We start from the raw sequence: 21106 nt of genomic DNA, 5'->3' as shown, positions 1-21106 counted from the left end.
ATTCCACGCCGTGAAAGCTACTTTTTGCCGGTCCCCCTGGTTCACTGTGTAGAAATAGGCGCCTGCAACAATTGATAAATGTCCGGCCATTTCCGCCTCAAGTTGACCGGTTTCATCTCGCGGTTGACCCACATGTGCAACGTATACCCGTTGGCGAGCACTTCTCCATCCGTATCCCGGACCGCCCGGTACTGAAACCGGATCTTGGCCGGAGTGAGTTCGGCCACTGTCGTCTCAATCCGCACGACGTCTTCATAACGAGCCGGGGACTGATATGTACAATTTGCCTCAATGACCGGCAGGATAATCCCTTTCGCTTCCAGATCCCGGTACGACACACCCAGTTTTCGTATCAGGGAAGTACGCCCCACTTCAAACCAGACGAAGTAGTTGCTGTGGTACACGACCCCCATTTGGTCCGTTTCCTGATAGCGCACACGCACGGTTGTATGAAAGACGTCTGCCAACCTTGACACTCCCATTGTACATATTCTCCATTTGTGCTACACATAATGTTAAAGAACACTGGATCATCATTCAACGATGAAAGGAGAATTCCCATGAAGCGGCGCAAACGCAAGCAAATGCGCAGAAAGTTGCGCTGGTGGGTGTTCCCAAAACTACGCGTTATTTGATATGATCTTCCGATATGATCTCCCATTTATCGCCAGACAAGACGAAAGCAACCGTTTCAGGTTGCTTTTTTCTCAGTCCTTATAACACTTTCGCTTTGCCGGCGTATATGTGGCCGCGGGCGGTATCGACCGTGACAACCATCCCGTCCTGCAGCTCCTCGGTCGCCCCTTCCACGCCGACTACCACCGGAATGCCGAGATTGAGCCCGACGACAGCAGCGTGCGACGTCAAGCCGCCCTCTTCCGTGATGACTGCCGCCGCCTGTTGGAACCACTCCATCATATCCCGGTCCGTCCCTTTCGTGACGAGGATGGCACCTTCTGTCATTTTACGGCGGTAGTCTTCTACTGAATTGGCGACGACGACACGTCCAGAAACGGCTTTCTGCCCGACACCTTGTCCCTTTAACAAAATGTCGCCGACGACGTGGACTTTGATCAAGTTCGTCGTGCCGGTCTGCCCAACGGGGACACCTGCCGTAATGACAACCAGATCACCGTGGGCGACGTAACCGTTTCTCACCGACGTTTCAATGGCACTCGTCAACATGTCATCTGTCGTCTCCACTTCTTCCCCGAGGACCGGGGTCACACCCCAGACGAGGGTTAATTTTCGCATCACGCGCAAGTCAGGGGTGACGGCAATGATGTCCGCCTTCGGGCGGTACTTGGACACCATTCGCGCTGTGTACCCGCTCTGTGTCGGCGTGATGATGGCCGGGCACTCCAGATCGAGGGCCGTATTGGCGACGGCCTGGCTGATGGCATCGGTGATGGTCATTTGTTGCTGTCGGCTCTGGTGGGACAGCACCTCGCGGTAGTTTAAATCATCCTCTGTGCGGACGGCGATGCGGGCCATCGTCTCCACCGCCTCCACCGGGTATTTGCCCGCAGCCGTTTCTCCGGAGAGCATGATCGCGTCCGTCCCGTCAAAAATGGCATTGGCGACGTCACTCGCCTCAGCCCGGGTCGGTCGGGGATTGCGCTGCATGGAGTCGAGCATTTGGGTCGCCGTGATCACCGGCTTGTTCACCCGATTGCACATGGCGATCATTTCCTTCTGGACGAGGGGAACCTCCTCCGCCGGGATTTCCACGCCGAGGTCACCCCTCGCCACCATCAAGCCGTCGGACACCTCCAAAATGTCCTCTAAATTGGCAACGCCTTCGTGATTCTCTATTTTGGAAATGATGTGGATGTCGGCGCCGTGTTCTTCCAGCAGCTCTCGAATTTCCAGCACGTCGCTCGCTTTGCGAACGAACGAAGCGGCAATAAAATCGACGCCCTGCTCAATGCCGAAGCGTATGTCATCGGCGTCCTTTTCCGTAATGCCGGGCAGATTCACACTCACGCCAGGGACGTTCACCCCTTTTCGGCTCTTCAAGATGCCGCCGTTTACGATTTGACACGTGATGTCCGCGCCGTGAATCTCCCGCACTTCCAGTCCGATGAGGCCGTCGTCAATCAACACCGTCGAGCCGACCGTCACGTCTCTGGCCAAATCTTTATATGAAATACTGATCCGCTTGGCGTCGCCCAAAATCTCTTCTGCCGTCAACACGATCTGTTCCCCGGTGACCAGTTCCACCTCTGACTCTTTTAAGTCACCGGTCCGAATTTCCGGCCCTTTCGTGTCCAGCAAAATCGCCACCGTGCGCCCCGTTTCCTGGGCGGCTTGTCTTATGCGCTCTATCCGCCTCCCGTGTTCTTCATAGTCCCCGTGTGAAAAATTTAAGCGGCACACGTTGCAACCCGCTTCAATGATCTTTTTGAGCGTTTCCAAATCTTCACTGGCTGGACCAATGGTACACACAATTTTCGTCTTTCTCACTCTGCTCACTCCCTATGTGCATTTCATCCTCGAACAGCGGATTACCCCGAGAAGCTGGCCGTGTGACCTTGACCGTTCAATGCAAGAACACTGGCCCTTACTTTAAATCGCTAAAATACCAGCCAAGTGATACATGTCCATGTCCAGTTCGCTGTTCTGGCTCAAGGCTTCCGACATGTTAATCCCAACGAGGCGGTTGGAACGAATGCCGACCATTTTACGGGTTTCGCCCGCGAGCAACAAATCCACCGCCATGGCCCCCATCTGGCTGGCCAACACGCGGTCCAGCGCCGAAGGCGATCCGCCCCGCTGAAGGTGTCCGAGGACAGTGACGCGCGTTTCCAACCCCGTCCGCTCCTTTATTTTTTCCCCGATGGTGACTCCGCTGGCAATGCCTTCGGCCACGATGATGATGCTGTGTTTTTTGCCCCGCTTGCGGCCGCGTTCTAGGCGTTCCACCAGTTCCTCTATTTCAAACGACGCCTCCGGGATGAGGATCGATTCGGCTCCTCCTGCGAGGCCGGCCCACAAGGCAATATCCCCTGCATCTCGACCCATCACTTCAATGATGTATGTCCGTTCGTGGGACGTCGCCGTATCCCGAATTTTGTCAATGGCGTGAATGACCGTATTCACCGCCGTATCAAATCCAATGGTAAAATCTGTCCCGGGAATGTCGTTGTCGATCGTTCCGGGCACGCCGATCGTGCGGATGCCCCGTTCGGCCAGCTTTTCCGACCCGCGGAAGGTCCCGTCGCCGCCGATGACGATCACGCCCTCAATGCCGCGGCGCTTTAAATTGTCACACGCTTTATCCTGTCCTGCGTCTGTCATAAACTCTTCCGAACGGGCGCTGTACAGTATCGTGCCGCCCCGATGAATGATATCGCCGACGGAACCTAAATCCATCTGCACCATGTCGTCATTGATCAGGCCGCTGTAACCGCGGTACACACCCCACACTTCACATTCGTGGTACACGGCCTTGCGCACGACGGCGCGAATGACAGCGTTCATTCCAGGGGCATCGCCTCCGCTCGTCAACACTGCTAACCGATTCATCTCATGCGCCTCCCCGTAAAAAATGTTTCGTCATTCGGAAAGATGTCACCTTTTTGCTCCTCTCTTGGCCTTCATTTGGGCATCACAAAGATCAAGTCAAACACAGCATGACGTAACCCGCGACGAAGGAAGAAGTGTATTAGAACAACATAAGGTTCGTTCAGGTCAAGCCCTCACCTACAAGAGCCGACAGGGACAAAATTTGTCCATGCGGGACAAAAAAGGGAACCCGGTATCCGGGTTTACCTACTCTGTGACAGTCGCCATTTTTCCCATTTTTTTGTACTTTTCATACCGCTCGGCCTTTAGTGTTTCAGCATCTTTCTGCAGCAGGGGCGGCAACACGTCCAGCAAAGCCTTTTTGATCTCGGCCGCCTGTTGTTTCGGGTTTTTGTGCGCGCCACCCCGCGGTTCAGGGATGATCCTGTCCCCGACGCCGAGGGCGACGACGTGTTCGGCTGTAATCTTCAGCGATTCCGCTGCCTGTTCGGCTTTGGACACGTCTTTCCACAAAATCGAAGCGGCCGATTCGGGAGCGATGACGGAGTAATACGCGTGCTCCGTCAGCATGATCACGTTGCCGACACCGATGCCGAGGGCCCCGCCGCTGGACCCTTCCCCGGTCACGACACTGACGACCGGGACGTCCAGACCCGCCATTTCCCGAATGTTGCGGGCGATGGCCTCACTCTGTCCGCGCTCTTCAGCCCCTTTCCCCGGGTAAGCGCCAGGCGTGTCAATAAACGTTATAATGGGGCGGCCAAATTTGTTCGCCTGCTGCATCAGACGCAGCGCTTTGCGGTAGCCTTCCGGATGAGGCATGCCGAAGTTGCGGCGGATGTTGTCTTTCGTGTCTCTCCCTTTCTGGTGGCCGACAACCGTCACCGGCAACCCGTTGAGCTTGCCGAGCCCCCCTACGATGGCTGGATCGTCACCGTACACGCGGTCGCCGTGCAACTCGATAAAATCGGTAAAAATGTATGAAATGTAGTCCAACGTCGTCGGGCGCTCGGCGTGCCGCACGATCTGCACGCGCTGCCACGGGGTGAGATTGTCGTAAATTTCCCGTTCCAGCGTGCGGTAACGTTCCTCCAGCCGCTCGATTTCCTCGCTGAAGTCCATTGTGTTCCCTGTGGTAAAAGATTTCAGTTCGTCAATTTTTTGCCGCAGCTCGATCAGCGGCATTTCAAACTTTAGCGGGCCGGCCATTCCTCAGCCCCCTTGCAGTGGTGAAGATCGAGTAATTGTGTCAGTGTCTCGCGCAATTGGTGCCGGTGCACGACCAAATCCAACTGTCCGTGTTCCAGCAAAAACTCAGCGGTTTGAAAGTCGTCCGGCAGTTTCTGGCGGATCGTCTGTTCTATGACCCGGGGACCGGTGAAGCCGATCAGCGCCCCGGGCTCGGCCATGTTAATGTCGCCGAGGGAGGCAAAACTGGCAGACACCCCGCCCGTCGTCGGGTCCGTCAGCACTGAGATAAACAACCCCTTCTCCCGGTGCAACCGTTCCAAGGCGGCACTCGTCTTCGCCATTTGCATCAACGACAAAATGCCCTCTTGCATCCGCGCTCCACCCGATGCCGAAAACAAGAGGAGGGGATAGCCCTTCTCCGTCGCCCGTTCGATCGCCCGCGTAATCTTCTCTCCGACGACCGAACCCATACTCCCCATGCGAAAGCGAGAGTCCATCACGCCAATCGTGACGGGGTACCCGCCGATAGTCCCTTCTCCCGTCACCACCGCTTCGGTCAAACCCGTTTTTTCCATATCTTTTCTAATTTTTTGCCCGTAATCGGGAAAGCCGAGGGGATCTTCCGTCCTGAGGTCCGTATCGTATTCAAAAAACGTGCCGCCGTCTACCAACATGTTAATCCGTTCATCAGCCGTCAGAGGAAAGTGGTAACCGCACTTGGGACACACTTTGTCGTTTTTCTCCAGCTCTTTGGCGTATGTAATCGTCCCACACTTTTTGCACTTGGACACGATGCCTTCCGGGATGTCCCGCTTGGACTGCTCAGAAGGAATCGTCGCGTACTTCTTTTTTTTGTAGAATATGTTTTTCAGCAATCGTGTCAGCACCTCTCTCGAACGTCGCAATCACGAATGGAGAATCGAGCTCAAAACTTCCTGCACTTCCTCCACTTCCGATTCCGGCACGAGGATTTCGTACTGTTTCCGCGCCGCCTTCGCCTGGCGAACGTCCACCATAAACCCTTCCGCGGACAATCGCTCTTGGATCCGTTCTGCTTGCTCCTCGTTAGACGCAATGTAGATGACGGTCCACATACATCCTCGCCCCTCCTTTACGTCCCCCGACTCCTCCGCACGGTATAAGCTGGCATCATCATATCAAATCGCATAAGCCCCTGCAACAGACATGCGCGGCCAATATTGACCCCCAGCCGATGCGAGCTTATTTTTAATTCTATTATACATGATTTTAGTTAGCAGATTGGCAAAATAACAGAAGGCAGAAAAATGAAAGCGGAGCCGTATGTTGAAAGCCCCACAATGATTGCAACAAAAATGGACCTATTAGTTATCACTCATCACACCGTGATAGACAAGAACCGATTTTTCCAATCCAGTCAATAACGACAACAGGTTAAGGCACTCGTTTACGTGTTTATCGATTGTAATCGTTAAGGGTACTCTTTCATCGAACACGACGTCATGTTGCACAATCCATCGGTACATTCGGAAACTGTCCATTTCGCAAATTATACCACTACTTCTAATCCATTTCGTAAAAGATTGATTGATCCGCCGAGAGTAAGAGGTGCCTCGAAGCCGAGATACTAAATCGTTGGGTAAATAGGAGTGAGTCAAGTTTTTACGGGAGGTTCCCTCAACCTTTAACTTTGGCAAGTAAAACGAAACAGCTTAACACATGCAACGGGTGTAACCACGTTCAACCACGACTTGACATGGAGCCTCTGCGGGCACGGTTTCGAGCGAAAGAGCGAACCAACCCTGTTTCGCCTGGCCACCCAGCCTACCATGCCCGCTTCTCCATGTAAAGTCTTACGCCGGACAACTCATGTCACGTCTTTATAGCTCAGACAAACCCGTCAAACCACGCAGGGCTAACGCAAAAGGTTTCGTCTGGTCTCTCCCTTCTAGCGCCGGTAGACGACCCGATCGCGCACCGATTGATTCCTGTGTCTTTTGTTTAAGAAAGTGAGCCATAGAGGGCATTCCCTTCGGTGTCTCTTCCTCCGATACCCGATCCGTGGCAAATGGCCGCAACACATCCACAAGAGTGCCTTCAAAGAGGTGAATCATGGCATTCACCATAGCGCCAAGACCAGATCGTGACCAACTGTACCCATTTTTCTTCAACCGTTTGGACATCAGGTTCATGTTCGATTCCGCCGAGCCCATCGGACGCATCCCGGATGTGTCAACACCCTTTTCTTTTAACCGTTCACGGTAGTCACGGAACGCTTCTTGGTTCTCCAGGATAAACTCGCGTAAACCAGCGATCTCTGCTTGTTTTTCCACGTCGGTTTCCGCCTTCTCCGCTTCCGCAATCGCCGCCAGCATGGCGGAAGGATCGTGGGCATCCGCTGCTTCGTACACACGTTGGCGTTCTTGTTTGGAACGGTTGCTCAACGCTTGCTTGATCCATGTTTTCAGGTGATAGCGGTCGTAGGTATAAAGGGCGTTCTGGAAGTAGTCCACACCTGCTCGAATCCAAGGGCGCCATCTCCGTTAATTACCACATGGGTATGATCCGTGATGGTGTACTGCTCGTCAAGTTGACGGCTTAGCGTTTCCCAAAAGGTGTTGCCGTCTCCCAGTGTATAAGCATACGACTTGTTGATCAGTTCATAGTCCTTGCTTTTCGGATGGCGCTTTTCCCACCCTTCATGCACCACACCCATTTTGACTTCTTGACTGCCTTTATCCGACTGTTGCAGGGACGCTTTCAGCCCGTCCGCTTCGATAAATAAGACATCCGCTTCTTTTGGCGAGGTGTCTCTCGAGCACGCTTCGGCTTGGATTTGCAACACTTTTTGGCGGATTTGCTCATGACTCATGGCTTGATACCCACATAACTGCTGCAAGCGATCTCTAGCATCACGGTAGGAAGGACCTCTCACCGCCCATTCGACCGCTTGTTGCGCCAAAAAGGGACTCATGGACTCATTGCCTTCGAACTGAAGATAGCGGTCTAATAAGGCGACACGCTCGTTTGTCTCTCGATCCACATACTTTCGCCTTTTGATCGTAATGGATCCGAACATCGTATCCATGGTGCTCGCTTGTCTTTCCTTGTAGGCAAAACGCTTGTGATCCCTGTTTTCCATGAGCCAAACGTCGATGTCCTCCAAAACCTTAAGCATAACGGTTTGAAAATAGTTTTGCAGCTGACGAAAAAGTTCTTCCTCAATCTCTTTTAAAGTCGGCATATTATTGGTATCCTGTAACATAAGGACTCCACCTTTCCTGGGTTTTCTTGCCAAAGTTCATTCTAGCAAAGGTGAGAGTCCTTTTGTTAGTCAATCTATATTTCTAAATATTCTAATTAATGGCCTCCCGTAAACATTTTACTCATACGTTCCATTTATTTTTTACTAAAAACTTAGCCCTTTACCACCTCACGAAAAGCTTTTGCCTTTTCTTTCACATCGGCAAGATCCATCACTTGGCCACCACGCCCGACAAGCGCACTTCCGAGACCGATTGCTACAGCTCCCGCATCTAAATAATCCCGGGCATTGTCCAGATTAACCCCACCGGTTGGGAGCAATGGGATATGGCCTAACGGTCCGGACAGTTCACGGAAATATTTCGGCCCAACCACGCTCGCAGGAAACACCTTAATCGCATCAGCCCCGGCTTCGTAAGCCTGCACAATCTCCGTCGGTGTCATACAGCCGGGTAAGACCGTTTTTCCGTAACGTTTAGCGGTTTTGATCACATCTAAATGGAGGGACGGGGAAACCAGAAATTCAGCTCCCGCACTAATCGCCAGGCGAGCCGTCTCACTGTCCAATACCGTTCCTGCTCCAATGGCTACCTGATCACTGTACTGTGTCTTAATTCGCTCAATCTTTTCGTACACACCGGGAGTATCGACCGTCACCTCCATGATGTGAATATCGTTCTCTACCAATGTACCAATAAGACCGTCAAACCCTTCCCCGGTAACACCCCGGATAATGGCGACGATCCGTTCGTCGATCAATCTGTTTAACAACAGTTTCTTCATTGACGCTTTCCTCCCTACCGTGTGACATCTTCTTGCTCTGTTTCTATTGCTTCCAAATCTTCTTGTGTCGGCAGTCCTTCCATATCTCCCGCAAATTGAGTCACAATGCCGCCAACTTTATTCCCCATCTTTACCGCGTCATACCACGATTGACCTTCCAGGTAACCACACAGGAATCCTGCAGCAAATCCGTCCCCCGCTCCGACTGGATCGACAATTTGCTTAAACTTAAGGCCGGGAACAAATCCTTTCTCACCGTCTTTCGTTGCAAAATAAGCCCCTTTTGCCCCGAGCTTCACCACACATACACCTGGACCTGTGTCAAGTATCTTCTCTGCCAACCGTTCCGGATCAGCCTCATTGTATAACAGTTCCCCTTCATCCAGTCCGGGTAGGACAATATCAGATTTTGAAATAAAATGACGTAAAACCGAACTAGCCTCATCAACAGTCCATAACTTCAAGCGAATATTTGGATCGAAGGAAACGATTTGATTATGCCGTCGGGCAATCTCAAAAGCGTGTTCAACCGTCTCTTTACAGGATTCGCTTAAGGCCGGCGTAATACCTGTTAGATGTAATACTTTCGCTTGACTGATATACGACTCATCTAAATCACTTGGTGTCAGCCGGCTGGCCGCAGAATCGTGGCGGTAATAAAACACTCGGAACCGATCAGTTGTACGCAGTTCTTTTATATACAGGCCTGTGGGTGCTTGTGAATCTCGCTTCACCGATGTCGTATCGACCCCTTCTCCTCGAACCGTGGAAATGACATATTCGCCAAACTCATCAGCACCGACCTTACTGATCCAACCAACCTCCTTCCCTAAACGGGCCAAGCCGATTGCGACATTGCTCTCAGCACCGCCCAGTTGGCGGTTAAAGGTGTGGGCATAACGGAGAGGGCCTGTTCGTGTAGGTGTCAGTAATACCATGCTTTCTCCCAGTGTGACTACGTCCATCTAACGCTAACCTCATTTCATGGTAAAAAATAATCAGTTAGGCTTTCAAAATGCTTAAAAATTGAAGGTTAAAGCTATTTTTTAGAACCATTGTACAAATATAACCGTTTATAAGACTAACGATTATTGATTAACAAATCTCTCCGTAAAAAATGTTTATCAAAAATAATCGATGCAGCTCCGAATAAAGATGATTTAGTTCCTAAATTGGCTTCGACTACCTCAACTTCGTCTGCAGGAGACTCTACAATTTCCTTGAGTTTTTCATTTAGATACGGAATGACGATCTCTTTTGCATTTAGTAAGTTGCCTCCAACTATGATTCGTTCAGGGTTAATAATATGAATCAGGTTACTCAGACCAAGGCAAAGGTTTTCTAACAAGTCAGTTAACAAACTCCTACTAAATGGATCTCCATTAACTGCTTCCTTATAGACCTCTTTTACAAAGATTTGATTTACAGCAGGGTTATATATCTTATGGGGCAAATCCATTTCATTGTTAATAGCTTCCTTAATTTTATTAATAAAAGCAAGTTCCGTCGCATAAAGTCTCAAGCAGCCTTCTTTGCCACAAAAGCAACGTTCACCGTATTTATTGATAGACATATGCCCGATTTCGCCGGCAGCCCCATCTGCCCCTTTTATCAATTGGTTATTTACCATGACAGAAGAGCCAATGCCTCTACCCACAGTGATATAAATAATGTTCGCAATATTTTTCCCGGTTCCTAGTGCCCTTTCACCCAACATCGCGGCATGTTGTTCTTGTTCGACCAGGACTGGCAGTCTTGCGAATTCTTTTTTTAGTTCCTTTTCCAGTGGGTAATGATCCAATTCAAGTAAATGACCACGGTAAATAACTCCTTCATTATTTAAAACGGTCGGTACAGAAACACCGATCCCTAATATATTTTTATCAGCGTTTTCTGCGATAAAACCTTTCACAATTGACTTTATTGAGTCAACGAGTTTAACACCTTTTACATTCAATTCCACCTCATGTTCCTTAATAAGATTAAACCCTAAATCAAATAGGCCAAGCTGGAGGGTAATGTGAAACGCTTCCGTCACAATCGCAACTGATACAATATAAGCACCTTGATTATTAATAGAAATTAACGTTGGTTTTCGACCGCCTGATTTTGTAGAGCTCCCGATTCCTGTTTCTTTCACATACCCTTCGTTTCGCAATGTTTCAACGACATTAGATACGGTGCTTTGACTAAGTTTAGTAATTTTGGAGATCTCAATTCTCGATATCGATTCATAGTGGTAGATCGTATTAATAACCAACGTTCTATTTAATTCTTGTAAAAACTTTTGGTCTCCAACCTTTAAGAAAGACTTCATAATTCCTCCTTGTTGACGGTGTTCCCTTGAAAGAAGATCATCTTGACCACCATCGGACTTTATTGTGATATGCCTCGCCAAGTTCTTGTTTTAATTTCTTATATCTTTATCTATTTGAATATATTCTTCCACTTTAATAATAATAAGTCCTTTCTTCTCCAAATTATTAAATCATTGATATTTCCCAAAACGATAGGTATCTAAATGGCTGATTGGCAGCAAAATCCCACGTACAAAATAAACTAACGAAACTATAATCTTTCATTGTGTAAATCATTTACTCTTTTACAGCACCGGTATTCAAACCGCTTATTAACTTACGTTGAAACAAAATATAAACAATGATAACTGGAATCATCACAATAATTACCCCGGCGAACAGATCTCCCCATTCTGTTTTGTAACGTTGTACTGCCATTAGATACTCCAAACCTATAGGCAATGTTCGTTTCGCTTCCTCGGTAAGTACTGTTAAGGCAAAGGCATACTCATTCCAATACCACAAGAAGTTGAAGATCGACACCGTAATTAGACCCGGTTTTGCCAGTGGCAAAATGACTTTAAAAAAAGTCGTATAGTGTGATGCTCCATCAATCATGGCGGCCTCTTCCATCTCTTTAGGTATTGTTTTAAAGAAACCGATTAAAACAAATACGGAAAAGGGCATCGCATAAGCAGTATAGACTAAAATCAATCCAAGATGAGTATTAAGCAGATTTAAAGTCTTAAGCAAATTAAAAACCGGAATTGTACCCAAAACACTAGGAACCAATAGACCGGCCATAATCAGTGATGTTAACAAATTCCGACCTGAAAACGAAAATCTAGCTAGAATGTACGACATCATCGAAGCAAGTATTAAGGTTAATACAACCATCCCGACTGTTACGATAACACTATTAAAAAAATAGCTTCCTATATTAGCTGTATTCCAAGCACTAATATAATTATCTAGTGAAATAGACTCGGGTAAAGCCCAAGGATTATTATAAAACTCTCGGCTAGTTTTGAATGAAGTGTAAAAAACCCAGATCATCGGTAACAAAACCAGTAGTCCATATATAAACAGGATGACTCTTATTACGATATCCATAGAACTATTTCTCTTCAACATTCAATACCCTCCTTGATGGAGTTATTCAGCTCTTTGTGTAAACCGCATGATGAGTAACGATATAATAAACAATAGGACAAACAGCCCCGTCGCAATAGCGGAACCATACCCAAAGTTACTGTTGATAAAGGCTTGTTCATAAAAATAAGTGGTTATAACCTCTGACGCTCTGTTAGGCCCTCCTTGAGTAGAAACAGAGATTAAGGCAAAAGTGTTATTAACGGAATTGATCAAGAAGAAAACAAAAGATATTTGTAAGGTATACCATATGTTAGGTATTGTCACACTTATAAATTTTCTTATCTCACCGGCACCATCTATCTCCGCTGCCTCATATAATGATTTAGGCACTGTATTGATAGCAGCAATAAAGAGTACCATGTAAAAACCAAGTTGCATCCATACTTGTGGGGCAAGTAATGCAGCTTTAACAGTATTCTCTGAACCGAGCAACACGACATTTGCATCAGAAAAACCTATCAACTTCAGAAAAGCGTTAACTAAGCCAAAAGACGGGTTAAAAATAAACACCCATATAATCCCCACAATAACAATCGATAACATGTTCGGGAAAAAGAATAACACTCGATAAAATGGGATTTCAGGATAGTTTTTTCGTGTAAAAATAACAGCAAAAAACATTGCAAGAAATAAAATTATAATAGAAGAGAGTACAATAAAATATAAATTGTTGTACAATGCTTGTAAAACAATAGGGTCTTTTAAAGCATTTATAAAATTATCTAGACCGATAAATTCCATGCTTGAAGAGTATCCTGACCATTTATAAAAACTTTTGCGAAAAGAATCTAGAAACGGGAAAACAAAAAAAACTAAATAAATAAGCAAAGGAGGAACCAAGAATGTTAAGATGAATAATTTCTCCTTCTTTTTCATACAATCAGTCCTTATCGCTATTATCTAGCAGTACAAGTGGATTAAAGGGGGGAATCCCCCCTTACCAATTAACCATTCTGTTCCGCATCCCGAGCTTTTTTAGTTGCTTCCTCCATTTTATCCGTAAACTCATCTATTGATATATTACCTGCAATCAGAGCGTTTAAGTGATCACCCATTTCATTTGTTAACTCGGGGTATTTGTCAGTGAATAGCTGAACATGAGTCGAGATATTAGGGTCATTTAACGATTCTACTGCTTGTAAAACTGAAGCTGGTAAAAACTCACTATAGGCATCTGTTTCAATAATAGGACGGACAACGCCTACTTCTTCAGCCCATGCCTTCATGTTTTCATCAGAATACATAAGTTTCATAAATTCCATGGCCAGTTCCGGATTTTGAGCATCTTTAGGTACTCCCAATACTGATGTAGCAATCGCAACGTATTCTTCTTCATCAGACTTGTTCCAAGGATTTCCTAAAAATGTTAACTCAAATCCTTCCGGCCAATTGCCTTCCATCTCATTTTCAAGCCATGTTCCTGTTACCACGTTAGCAGCACGGTTATTGGCAAATTCCATTTGCGCTTGAGTATGATCGAAAGCCAGTACACCGTCTTGAATATAACCATTATCCCTTAACGTCACTAAACGTTCTAATGCTTCTATGACAGCAGGATCCTTCCAGGCACCTTCTTCTATATTTTCTATCTTACTTAATACTTCGTCACCGCCTATCGAACCAATTGTTGGAACTAACGCCCAGGAAAGATATACCGGATAAACACCTGGGTAGGTAAACGGATCAATACCTTTACTTTTCATCTTCTCAGCGGTTGCTAAATATTCTTCAAAATTACTTGGGATCTCCCAGCCATTTTCTTCATATAAAGCCTTATTATAAAATTGACCGAAAACTAAAACGTCAAAAGGCATCAGATACAAACTGTCGTCAACTTCTAAACCTTCCAATATCGAAGTAATAAACATGTCTTTAAATTTCCCATCCCCTTTCGGGGCTTCAGAATCCAACAGTGAATCGAGTGGTGTTAACAAACCATCATTAATAAGCTGGTAATTATCGAACATAGATGCATTTGCGAAATACAGATCCGGAGGGTTTCCTTCTATAAAATTCAATCTTAACGTCTCGTGATTTTGCGGGCTAAACTCAGCTTCAACCTTCACGTCCGGATGTTGTTCCTCAAACATATCAATTGTTTTTTGCCATATTTCCTCTCCATGGCCACCACTAAAAATCGACATTGTAAGTGTTTTACTGTCTGATTCATTTCCTTCGCCATTTGTATCATCGTTGGACTGTGTATCATTTGTTGAACTACAACCACTTAAAACCCCAACAAACAACAGGCTGCATGTCAACAAAATAGATACAAATTTTTTCAATCTAATCTCTCCTTTTCTCAAAGAGCTCTAGATAATGCTTCACCTGCAAATATTCCTGTCACTTTCTCATTGCGAACGGCTACCCTTCCATTAACTATTACATACTCAATACCTCTCGGGGCACTTCTCGATAGCTCATAAGTTGCAGTGTCAGTCACATTGTCAAAATCAAAAATGACGATGTCCGCAGCTTTTCCTTTTCCTATTGTTCCTCGATCCTTTAGTCCAAACCTTAAAGCAGGCACTTTTGTCATACGGTTAATCATTTTTTCTAAACTGAAATCATATTCCCTGCAGAATCTCAGCAAGCGAGGAAACGTACCAAAAGCCCGCGGATGAGGGTTTTCGCCCAATGGAATTCCATCCGAACCCACCATGTAATACGGTCTTGACAGCAGTTCCAGAAAGTCACGATTCATTGTTTCCCAGGTCTCTGGGTCAGGAGGTGTTGTATAGAAACCTACTTCTAAATTTTCCTCCAGTAAGATGTCGCAAATCATATCAGGAACAGACTGTCCTCGTTCATTTGCAACCTCAACAAAGTTTTTTCCGATATATTGCCGATTCTTCGTTAGATGGGTGAAATGCCCATCGCATTTAATTAAGTTGTCCTGAATCCCCTCAATTATACGCTTTCTTAATGATCTGTCCGCCAGCCTCTCTAAAGTGGCCTCATATCCATGTTCAACAGCCCACGGAGGAAGAAATATGACAGCATAACCGCTTCCAGCTGGGTAAGGGTATAACTCTAATGTCAAATCAATTCCCCGTTGGTAAGCATCATCAATATCCTGCATGAGCTCATCAACTTTACCTGCTGTTTCAGGAGTTGTCCTAAAGTGCGAGAAGTGAAGCTTTGCTCCTGATCGCTCCGCTATTTCAATAGCTTCCATGTTCGGATCAAACGGCTCTCCCCGAAAAACCGATCGGGTGTGTGTCACATAAACACTATCGTGTTCAGCAACAACTTGACACAATTCAACCAGTTCATCTGTATCCGAATACGAACCAGGAAAGTAACTTAACCCTGTCGAGAAGGCCACCGCTCCTTCCTCCAACCCCTGTGACAGTAAGGCTTTTGCTTTCTCCATATCAACACCATTTAGGGGAACGTCTGCCATACCTACCGTTTCCAATCTTAAGGCACCATGCGGAACTTGATACGCTGTATTAATGGCTACGGTCTTGTCAAATTTTTCTCGATACTCCTTTACACTTGACCAGTCCCAAGGGATATCAGGCCTTCCGTTTAACCCCGCTAAATATTTCGAATACATTTCCAGGTTACGCTTACTTAAGGGAGCGTAAGATAACCCATCTTGACCAAGGATCTCAGTTGTGATTCCTTGATACAAACCGGAAGCGTGTTGACGATCCCAAAGGAGCATGACGTCCGAGTGTGTATGTGTGTCGATAAACCCCGGAGCTACCATCTTGCCTTCTGCGTCTATAACTTCTGCAACATCGTAAACCTCTATGTTGTTTTTTATTTCAACTATTTTTCCATCCTTAACACCGATATCCGCTTTATATCGAGGCCTTTCATTTCCGTCAATGATCAAGCCGTTTTTTATAACTAAATCCAAAATAGACTCCCCCTTATTATTCGTCATTATTTAGTATTTGTGTGATACGGTTTAGGATGATATCAACTTCATTATCTTGAAGATTCAATGGATTAATAATAATCCCACTTTTATCTTCTGTTAGGCCAACAATAATACATGGGTCACCATCTTCTAACTTTTCTTTAACATTTATAGCCGAATGTTTGCTTTCTCGACTAAAATGAACTAAGGCACGTGGGTAAGTCTGTCCCACCGGCCCTGGAAACAGACGTGTAACGGTAATACCAGGGAAACTCAACTTCTTCTGAATGTAACTTACCATCGCTTCTAACTGATTCATTATTTTCCGGTGATCAAGATTTACATATCTTTCAATGGCGGCTAACAGACCAACTATTTCCTCTTTTCCAACCTTCATTGATCTACCTAATGAATGATTAGGACTGCCATTAACTTTGCAAGCTTCGATTAATTCCTGTTTCCCAAGTACAACTCCTGAAGCTTGGGGGCCTCTTAAAGTTTTGCCTCCTGAAAACACAACCATATCTGCACCCATATGCGTATATTTCCATAGATTTTCTACAGGCGGTAACTGTGCAGCGGCATCCACAATGATCGGAATACTGTATTTCTTTCCAATTTTTATAACTTCATTTAGAGGAAGCGCGCCTTTTGAGAAAGTGGAAGCCATAAAATATACGATACAAGCTGTTTTATCAGTAATAGCATTTTCCAACTGCCATGTATGAGTTATATCTACGTTTCCAATTTCCACTAACTTTACGCCAACTTGCCTAATTGCATGATCGTATCCGTTACGTTGACATCTATGAATGATAACTTCATTTTTTAAGTGTGACGTATCAGGCAGTTGCTCAACCTTAGCTGGGTCAGTTCCCGTTATACATGCTGCAGTAGAAATCGCTAAACCGGCAGAAGCACCGCTCGTGATGTAAGCACCTTCATTTTTTGTAAGTGATGCTATACGCTCACCAGCTTTTCTTTGAAGTTGATCTATATTAACGAAATGCTTACTTGCGTCAACCATTGCGTTTATGACCTCATCCGGCATAGTGGAGCCACCGATTATTGTGTAAGTGTCCACAGCATTAATCAGTGTTTGAACTCCCAATTTTTTATAGATATCCATTTCGACACCCCGCTGACTAATCTTGCGAAATAACGGATCGTGCCAGCATCCCCCCGTCTACCGGTATGCAACTTCCAGTAATAAATGAAGCATGATCTGAAGCTAGGAAAATAATAAGTTTTGCCACTTCCTCTGGTTTACCTGGCCGTTTTAGAGGCTGCATGTTGTAAATAAGATCCTTTGTTTGCTGCGGATTAGGAGAGTTCTCTATTGACTTTTTTGTTTGCTCAGTGTATATACAACCGGGTAAAACTGCATTTACACGAATGTTTTCTTCAGCATAATCTATCGCCATACCTTTCGTTAATGCAGAAACTCCCCCTTTAGATGAGGCATAAATGCTATAAAATTTTCGAGGCGATTCTGCATTAACAGAAGAAACATTTACAATGGATCCTCCTCCATTTTCTAACATAATCGGTATAGCTAACCTAGAGCACAGGTAAACACTTTTAAGGTTGACATTGTGTATACGTTCCCAGTCTTCTTCATCGACGTTATGAAACAGTTTCTCCATACCGATCCCAGCATTGTTACATAAAATATCAAGCTTTCCGTAGCGCTTTTGGACTTCACTAAACAGGTTTTCCACTTGTTCAGATGAAGAAACGTCTGTTTTTACAAATGTTGCCTCTCGGCCATCATCAACAATCTGCTGCTCTATGACATGTCCCGCTTCTTCATTAACGTCAGCAATAATTACTTTTGCTCCTTGCTCAGCAAATAACTGACAAGTAGCTTTACCAATACCTGACGCTCCCCCTGTAATAATCGCAACTTTATTGTATAGGAGTTGCATGAGTATCCTCCTTAATACTACCTTTACAGACGCTTCAATCCTTAATTCTGACGATCATTTCGATCTCTACAGGAATGTTTTTAGGCAACACATACGTACCCATGGCGGAACGGGCATGCTTACCCCTCTCTCCAAAAACATCCACCATTAGGTCGGAAAATCCGTTCATCACTTGTGGTTGTTGATAAAAATCTGCTGCGCTTGATACCAACCCAAATGCTTTTACTATAGTGTCAACTCGTTCCAAATCCCCTAAATAGTCTTTTAACTCACCCAGAAGTATAATCCCACACTCTCTAGCAGCCTGGTAACCTTCCTCTAATGTAAGGTCGCTACCCACCCTGCCAGTCCAAATAGGCGTACCGTCTTCAGCTTCTGGACCGTGTCCTGATGTATACAACAAATTTCCAACTTTTTTGATCGCTACCAATGCCTGCCCATGCCTATTTTTTTTAGGTAGTTGTATTCCCAACTCTTTTATCCTTTCTTCAGCTAATCCCATGTGTGATTCTCCTTTCAAAATATTTTTACTAGATCTAGCCATCAACTAAAATTCAATCATAGACCACCACCTTCTTAAGATTGGTTTTTTCATCGAATAAATTAAAGAATAATATTTGTTTTTCTAAATACAATGTCAACCGATGTCAACTGTAGAACTGCGGTAAATATTCTTTGTTTTCCTCTAATATGTCATCAAGTATTTTTTTTGCAACAGACGATGATCCTACTAACGGATGAATTGTCAAAGCGTGTAGTGCACAATCGTAGTCACCCTTCACCGCAGCTTCAACAGATAATTCTTCATAAGCTTTCACCACTTGCAAAAGACCTTTAACTTTTGGACTGACGGACTGAGTTAGTTGTACCGGTGACGCGCCGTCGGATCCAATAACACAATTGACTTCAATTGAGGCATCATGCGGAAGACATGGGATAATACCATTATTTTTAACATTAACCGCTTGAATGTCGCGCTTATTGTTATAAATTGACGTCATTAAATTGATAGCCGCCTCTGAGTAATACGCTCCACCCCTCTGTTCTAATTGCGGGGGCTTTATGTCCAAATCAGGATCCTTGTATAACTCAAATAATTCAGATTCGACCTTTTTTACAGTATCCGCTCGCGTTCCTTTTGTCTTCAATGTTTGTAATTGTTCTTCTAGCATCTTATCTTTTAAATAGTAATACCGAAGATAACTGCACGGCAGCATACCTAAAGATTCTAAAAAGCCAGGTTCCCATCCGAGGTCCGGAACATTTTTTACCGTTAATCCACGAGATTTTGAAAACTTTTCTATTACTTCCCACGTCACGTCGATTCCATTGACTTGTATGTTATAAGCCCAATTCAGATGGTTGATACCCACTATTTCAATATTAACTTTTGAAACGTCAACATCCATTATTTTGGCAACTTGCATCTTAGTCCCAATCGGTAAGTTACAAAGTCCTATTGACCGTACATCGGAATACTTAAGTACTGCTTCTGTAACCATACCAGCAGGATTCGTGAAGTTGATTAAAAACGCTTGTGGAGCTAATTGTTCGATATCCCTACAAATGTCCAAAATAACAGGAATCGTTCTTAACCCTTTTGCAAATCCACCTGCACCCGTTGTTTCTTGTCCTATACAACCATAACGAAGTGGGATCCTTTCATCGCGCGACCGCGCCTCGAGCTGTCCTACCCGAATTTGGGTTGTTACGAAATTCGCATTTTTTATCGCTTTCTTTCGATCCAAAGTGGTGTGAATTCGGATCGGGACACCCGCTCTTTCAACCATCCTTCTCGAAAGAGAACCAATAATTTCTAATTTCTCTTTTCCTTGTTCTACATCCACAAGATATAAATCCTTAACTGGAAATTCATGATAATGCTCAATTAATCCTTCAATTAATTCCGGGGTATAGGAAGATCCTCCGCCGATTACTGCTATTTTGAGACTATCCTTAATCAACTAAAGCCCTCCTGTACAAATTAAACTTTGCATAAACATCAGGGGTAACCTTAATCCGTAAGCGATCCATCCCGAGAAGTACAGCTCCATAAACAGGTTCCATTTCAGGGATAATCAGTCTAATTTTTCGGTTTTTTCGTTTAATCGTTTTTTCTAGAGCTTCGAATAAAAAAGAATTTTTAGCCCTTTGGAATATGCTTCCAATTAGTACGACAGGTATTGTATCGATTCCAAAATTACCAATACGTTTAATAACTGAGTTTGCAGCGATACCTAGTTCACATCCAACCTTGGACAATAATTGTATAGCTAACTGATCACCTTCATCGGCAGCTTCATGTAATAAAATTGTTAATTCACCCGGAACATTTTTTACTTGTCTGTCCAAAAAATGATTTATCAATTCATCCATTGAATCAAAGCCAAAAAAACGGGGGACTTTTTTTGTTAGTATTGATGGTATTTCTCGAGAATCCCAAGATCTTACCGCTAACCGAAAAGTTTCGACTGCCATATAATTGCCACCTGCCGCATCACCATACAAATACCCAAATCCACCAGTTTGTACCACAGCGCCGTCCTTGCTTTTTCCGACAGCATTTGTCCCACTTCCACAAACAAGGACAACTCCCACATTATCATGACTGCCGAGTCTTAACCCAACTAATGCATCTCCTAGCAAATCCCAATTTTGTAACGGCAACGTTTTTAAACCTGATCGAAGAATGGAATAATCTTTTTTTCTATCAGCTCCTGCAAGACCATACTGAACGAATTCGATTTCTTTATAAGTTAAACCTGTACCTTCTAATGCTAAATCTATCGAACTTTTAATGTGGGCTAGTGCTTGTTCTAGCCCAATCATTTGGTAATTTCCACAACCAGAAATTCCTTCACCGATTTTGTTTCCGTTTTCGTCAGTTATAACAGTATAAGTCTTACTTCCTCCACCATCCACTCCCATGATATATCTCATTGTGTCTACTCCTTTTCATCGTTAAAGCATACATGTAACTATGTAGAGGTGATTCTATTTATTTATTCGTCGAATAAACTTATTTTAAATATACAGTTCCTACAATGATGTTGTCAACCTTGAATAAGATGATACGACCGTCTTAAAAGCCAAAAAATCAGTGTTAA

Annotated in this window: 18 protein-coding genes and 1 pseudogene; all 19 read right to left on the bottom strand. The window is 45.0% G+C overall.

Translation table 11 applies throughout. The features are described from left to right. Positions 1 to 41: 41 nt before the first annotated feature. Positions 42 to 476, bottom strand: a complete 435-nt coding sequence (locus tag B0W44_RS03810; RefSeq protein WP_418304086.1) for an acyl-CoA thioesterase — start codon at positions 474 to 476, stop codon at positions 42 to 44. 238 nt (positions 477 to 714) lie between these two features. Next, complete coding sequence (gene pyk / locus B0W44_RS03805) at positions 715 to 2466, bottom strand: pyruvate kinase (RefSeq protein WP_077718846.1); 1752 nt, start codon at positions 2464 to 2466, stop codon at positions 715 to 717. Positions 2467 to 2568: 102 nt separating this feature from the next. Then, positions 2569 to 3528 (bottom strand): 6-phosphofructokinase, encoded by a 960-nt coding sequence (gene pfkA / locus B0W44_RS03800; protein ID WP_077718845.1) that lies wholly within the window; start codon positions 3526 to 3528, stop codon positions 2569 to 2571. Between the two features lie 246 nt (positions 3529 to 3774). Further along, entirely contained in the window at positions 3775 to 4737 is a 963-nt protein-coding gene (locus B0W44_RS03795; protein ID WP_077718844.1) for an acetyl-CoA carboxylase carboxyltransferase subunit alpha, read from the bottom strand. After that, on the bottom strand, positions 4722 to 5594 hold the full coding sequence (accD, locus tag B0W44_RS03790) for an acetyl-CoA carboxylase, carboxyltransferase subunit beta (RefSeq protein WP_077718843.1): 873 nt from the start codon (positions 5592 to 5594) through the stop codon (positions 4722 to 4724). The genes B0W44_RS03795 and accD overlap by 16 nt, the downstream gene beginning before the upstream one ends. 30 nt (positions 5595 to 5624) lie before the next feature. Further along, positions 5625 to 5813, bottom strand: a complete 189-nt coding sequence (locus tag B0W44_RS03785; protein WP_077718842.1) for a glutamate decarboxylase — start codon at positions 5811 to 5813, stop codon at positions 5625 to 5627. A 765-nt stretch (positions 5814 to 6578) separates the two neighbouring features. Continuing rightward, a pseudogene (locus B0W44_RS18450) lies at positions 6579 to 7942 on the bottom strand (ISLre2 family transposase). A 173-nt stretch (positions 7943 to 8115) separates the two neighbouring features. Next, on the bottom strand, positions 8116 to 8745 hold the full coding sequence (locus B0W44_RS03770; RefSeq protein ID WP_077718841.1) for a bifunctional 4-hydroxy-2-oxoglutarate aldolase/2-dehydro-3-deoxy-phosphogluconate aldolase: 630 nt from the start codon (positions 8743 to 8745) through the stop codon (positions 8116 to 8118). 14 nt (positions 8746 to 8759) lie between these two features. Continuing rightward, positions 8760 to 9710, bottom strand: coding sequence for a sugar kinase (locus tag B0W44_RS03765; protein WP_077718840.1), 951 nt, complete (start codon positions 9708 to 9710; stop codon positions 8760 to 8762). A gap of 116 nt (positions 9711 to 9826) precedes the next feature. Beyond that, positions 9827 to 11062, bottom strand: coding sequence for an ROK family transcriptional regulator (locus tag B0W44_RS03760; protein WP_077718839.1), 1236 nt, complete (start codon positions 11060 to 11062; stop codon positions 9827 to 9829). Between the two features lie 277 nt (positions 11063 to 11339). After that, positions 11340 to 12176: a carbohydrate ABC transporter permease gene (locus tag B0W44_RS03755; protein WP_077718838.1), complete on the bottom strand. Its 837-nt coding sequence runs from the start codon at positions 12174 to 12176 to the stop codon at positions 11340 to 11342. A gap of 21 nt (positions 12177 to 12197) precedes the next feature. Then, entirely contained in the window at positions 12198 to 13073 is an 876-nt protein-coding gene (locus tag B0W44_RS03750) for a carbohydrate ABC transporter permease (protein WP_077718837.1), read from the bottom strand. Between the two features lie 68 nt (positions 13074 to 13141). Next, positions 13142 to 14482, bottom strand: coding sequence for an extracellular solute-binding protein (locus B0W44_RS03745; protein WP_077718836.1), 1341 nt, complete (start codon positions 14480 to 14482; stop codon positions 13142 to 13144). Positions 14483 to 14499: 17 nt separating this feature from the next. Next, the gene (locus B0W44_RS03740) at positions 14500 to 16095 is read right to left on the bottom strand and encodes an N-acyl-D-amino-acid deacylase family protein (RefSeq protein WP_077718835.1); all 1596 of its coding nucleotides are present in this window, start codon (positions 16093 to 16095) and stop codon (positions 14500 to 14502) included. After that, a complete protein-coding gene (locus B0W44_RS03735) occupies positions 16085 to 17200 on the bottom strand; it encodes an aminotransferase class V-fold PLP-dependent enzyme (protein ID WP_077718834.1) in 1116 nt (371 codons plus the stop codon). The genes B0W44_RS03740 and B0W44_RS03735 overlap by 11 nt, the downstream gene beginning before the upstream one ends. Before the next feature lie 16 nt (positions 17201 to 17216). Beyond that, a complete protein-coding gene (locus B0W44_RS03730) occupies positions 17217 to 17999 on the bottom strand; it encodes an SDR family NAD(P)-dependent oxidoreductase (protein ID WP_077718833.1) in 783 nt (260 codons plus the stop codon). A gap of 34 nt (positions 18000 to 18033) precedes the next feature. After that, positions 18034 to 18501 (bottom strand): RidA family protein, encoded by a 468-nt coding sequence (locus B0W44_RS03725; protein WP_077718832.1) that lies wholly within the window; start codon positions 18499 to 18501, stop codon positions 18034 to 18036. Between the two features lie 145 nt (positions 18502 to 18646). Further along, the gene (locus B0W44_RS03720; protein ID WP_228441636.1) at positions 18647 to 19960 is read right to left on the bottom strand and encodes a 6-phospho-beta-glucosidase; all 1314 of its coding nucleotides are present in this window, start codon (positions 19958 to 19960) and stop codon (positions 18647 to 18649) included. After that, positions 19956 to 20939: an N-acetylglucosamine kinase gene (locus B0W44_RS03715; protein ID WP_077718830.1), complete on the bottom strand. Its 984-nt coding sequence runs from the start codon at positions 20937 to 20939 to the stop codon at positions 19956 to 19958. Before B0W44_RS03715 ends, B0W44_RS03720 begins: the two co-directional genes overlap by 5 nt. Positions 20940 to 21106: the final 167 nt, after the last annotated feature.

Origin of the sequence: Novibacillus thermophilus (assembly GCF_002005165.1) — a bacterium.
Classification (GTDB): domain Bacteria; phylum Bacillota; class Bacilli; order Thermoactinomycetales; family Novibacillaceae; genus Novibacillus; species Novibacillus thermophilus.
This window is presented reverse-complemented; position numbering and strand designations above follow the sequence as displayed.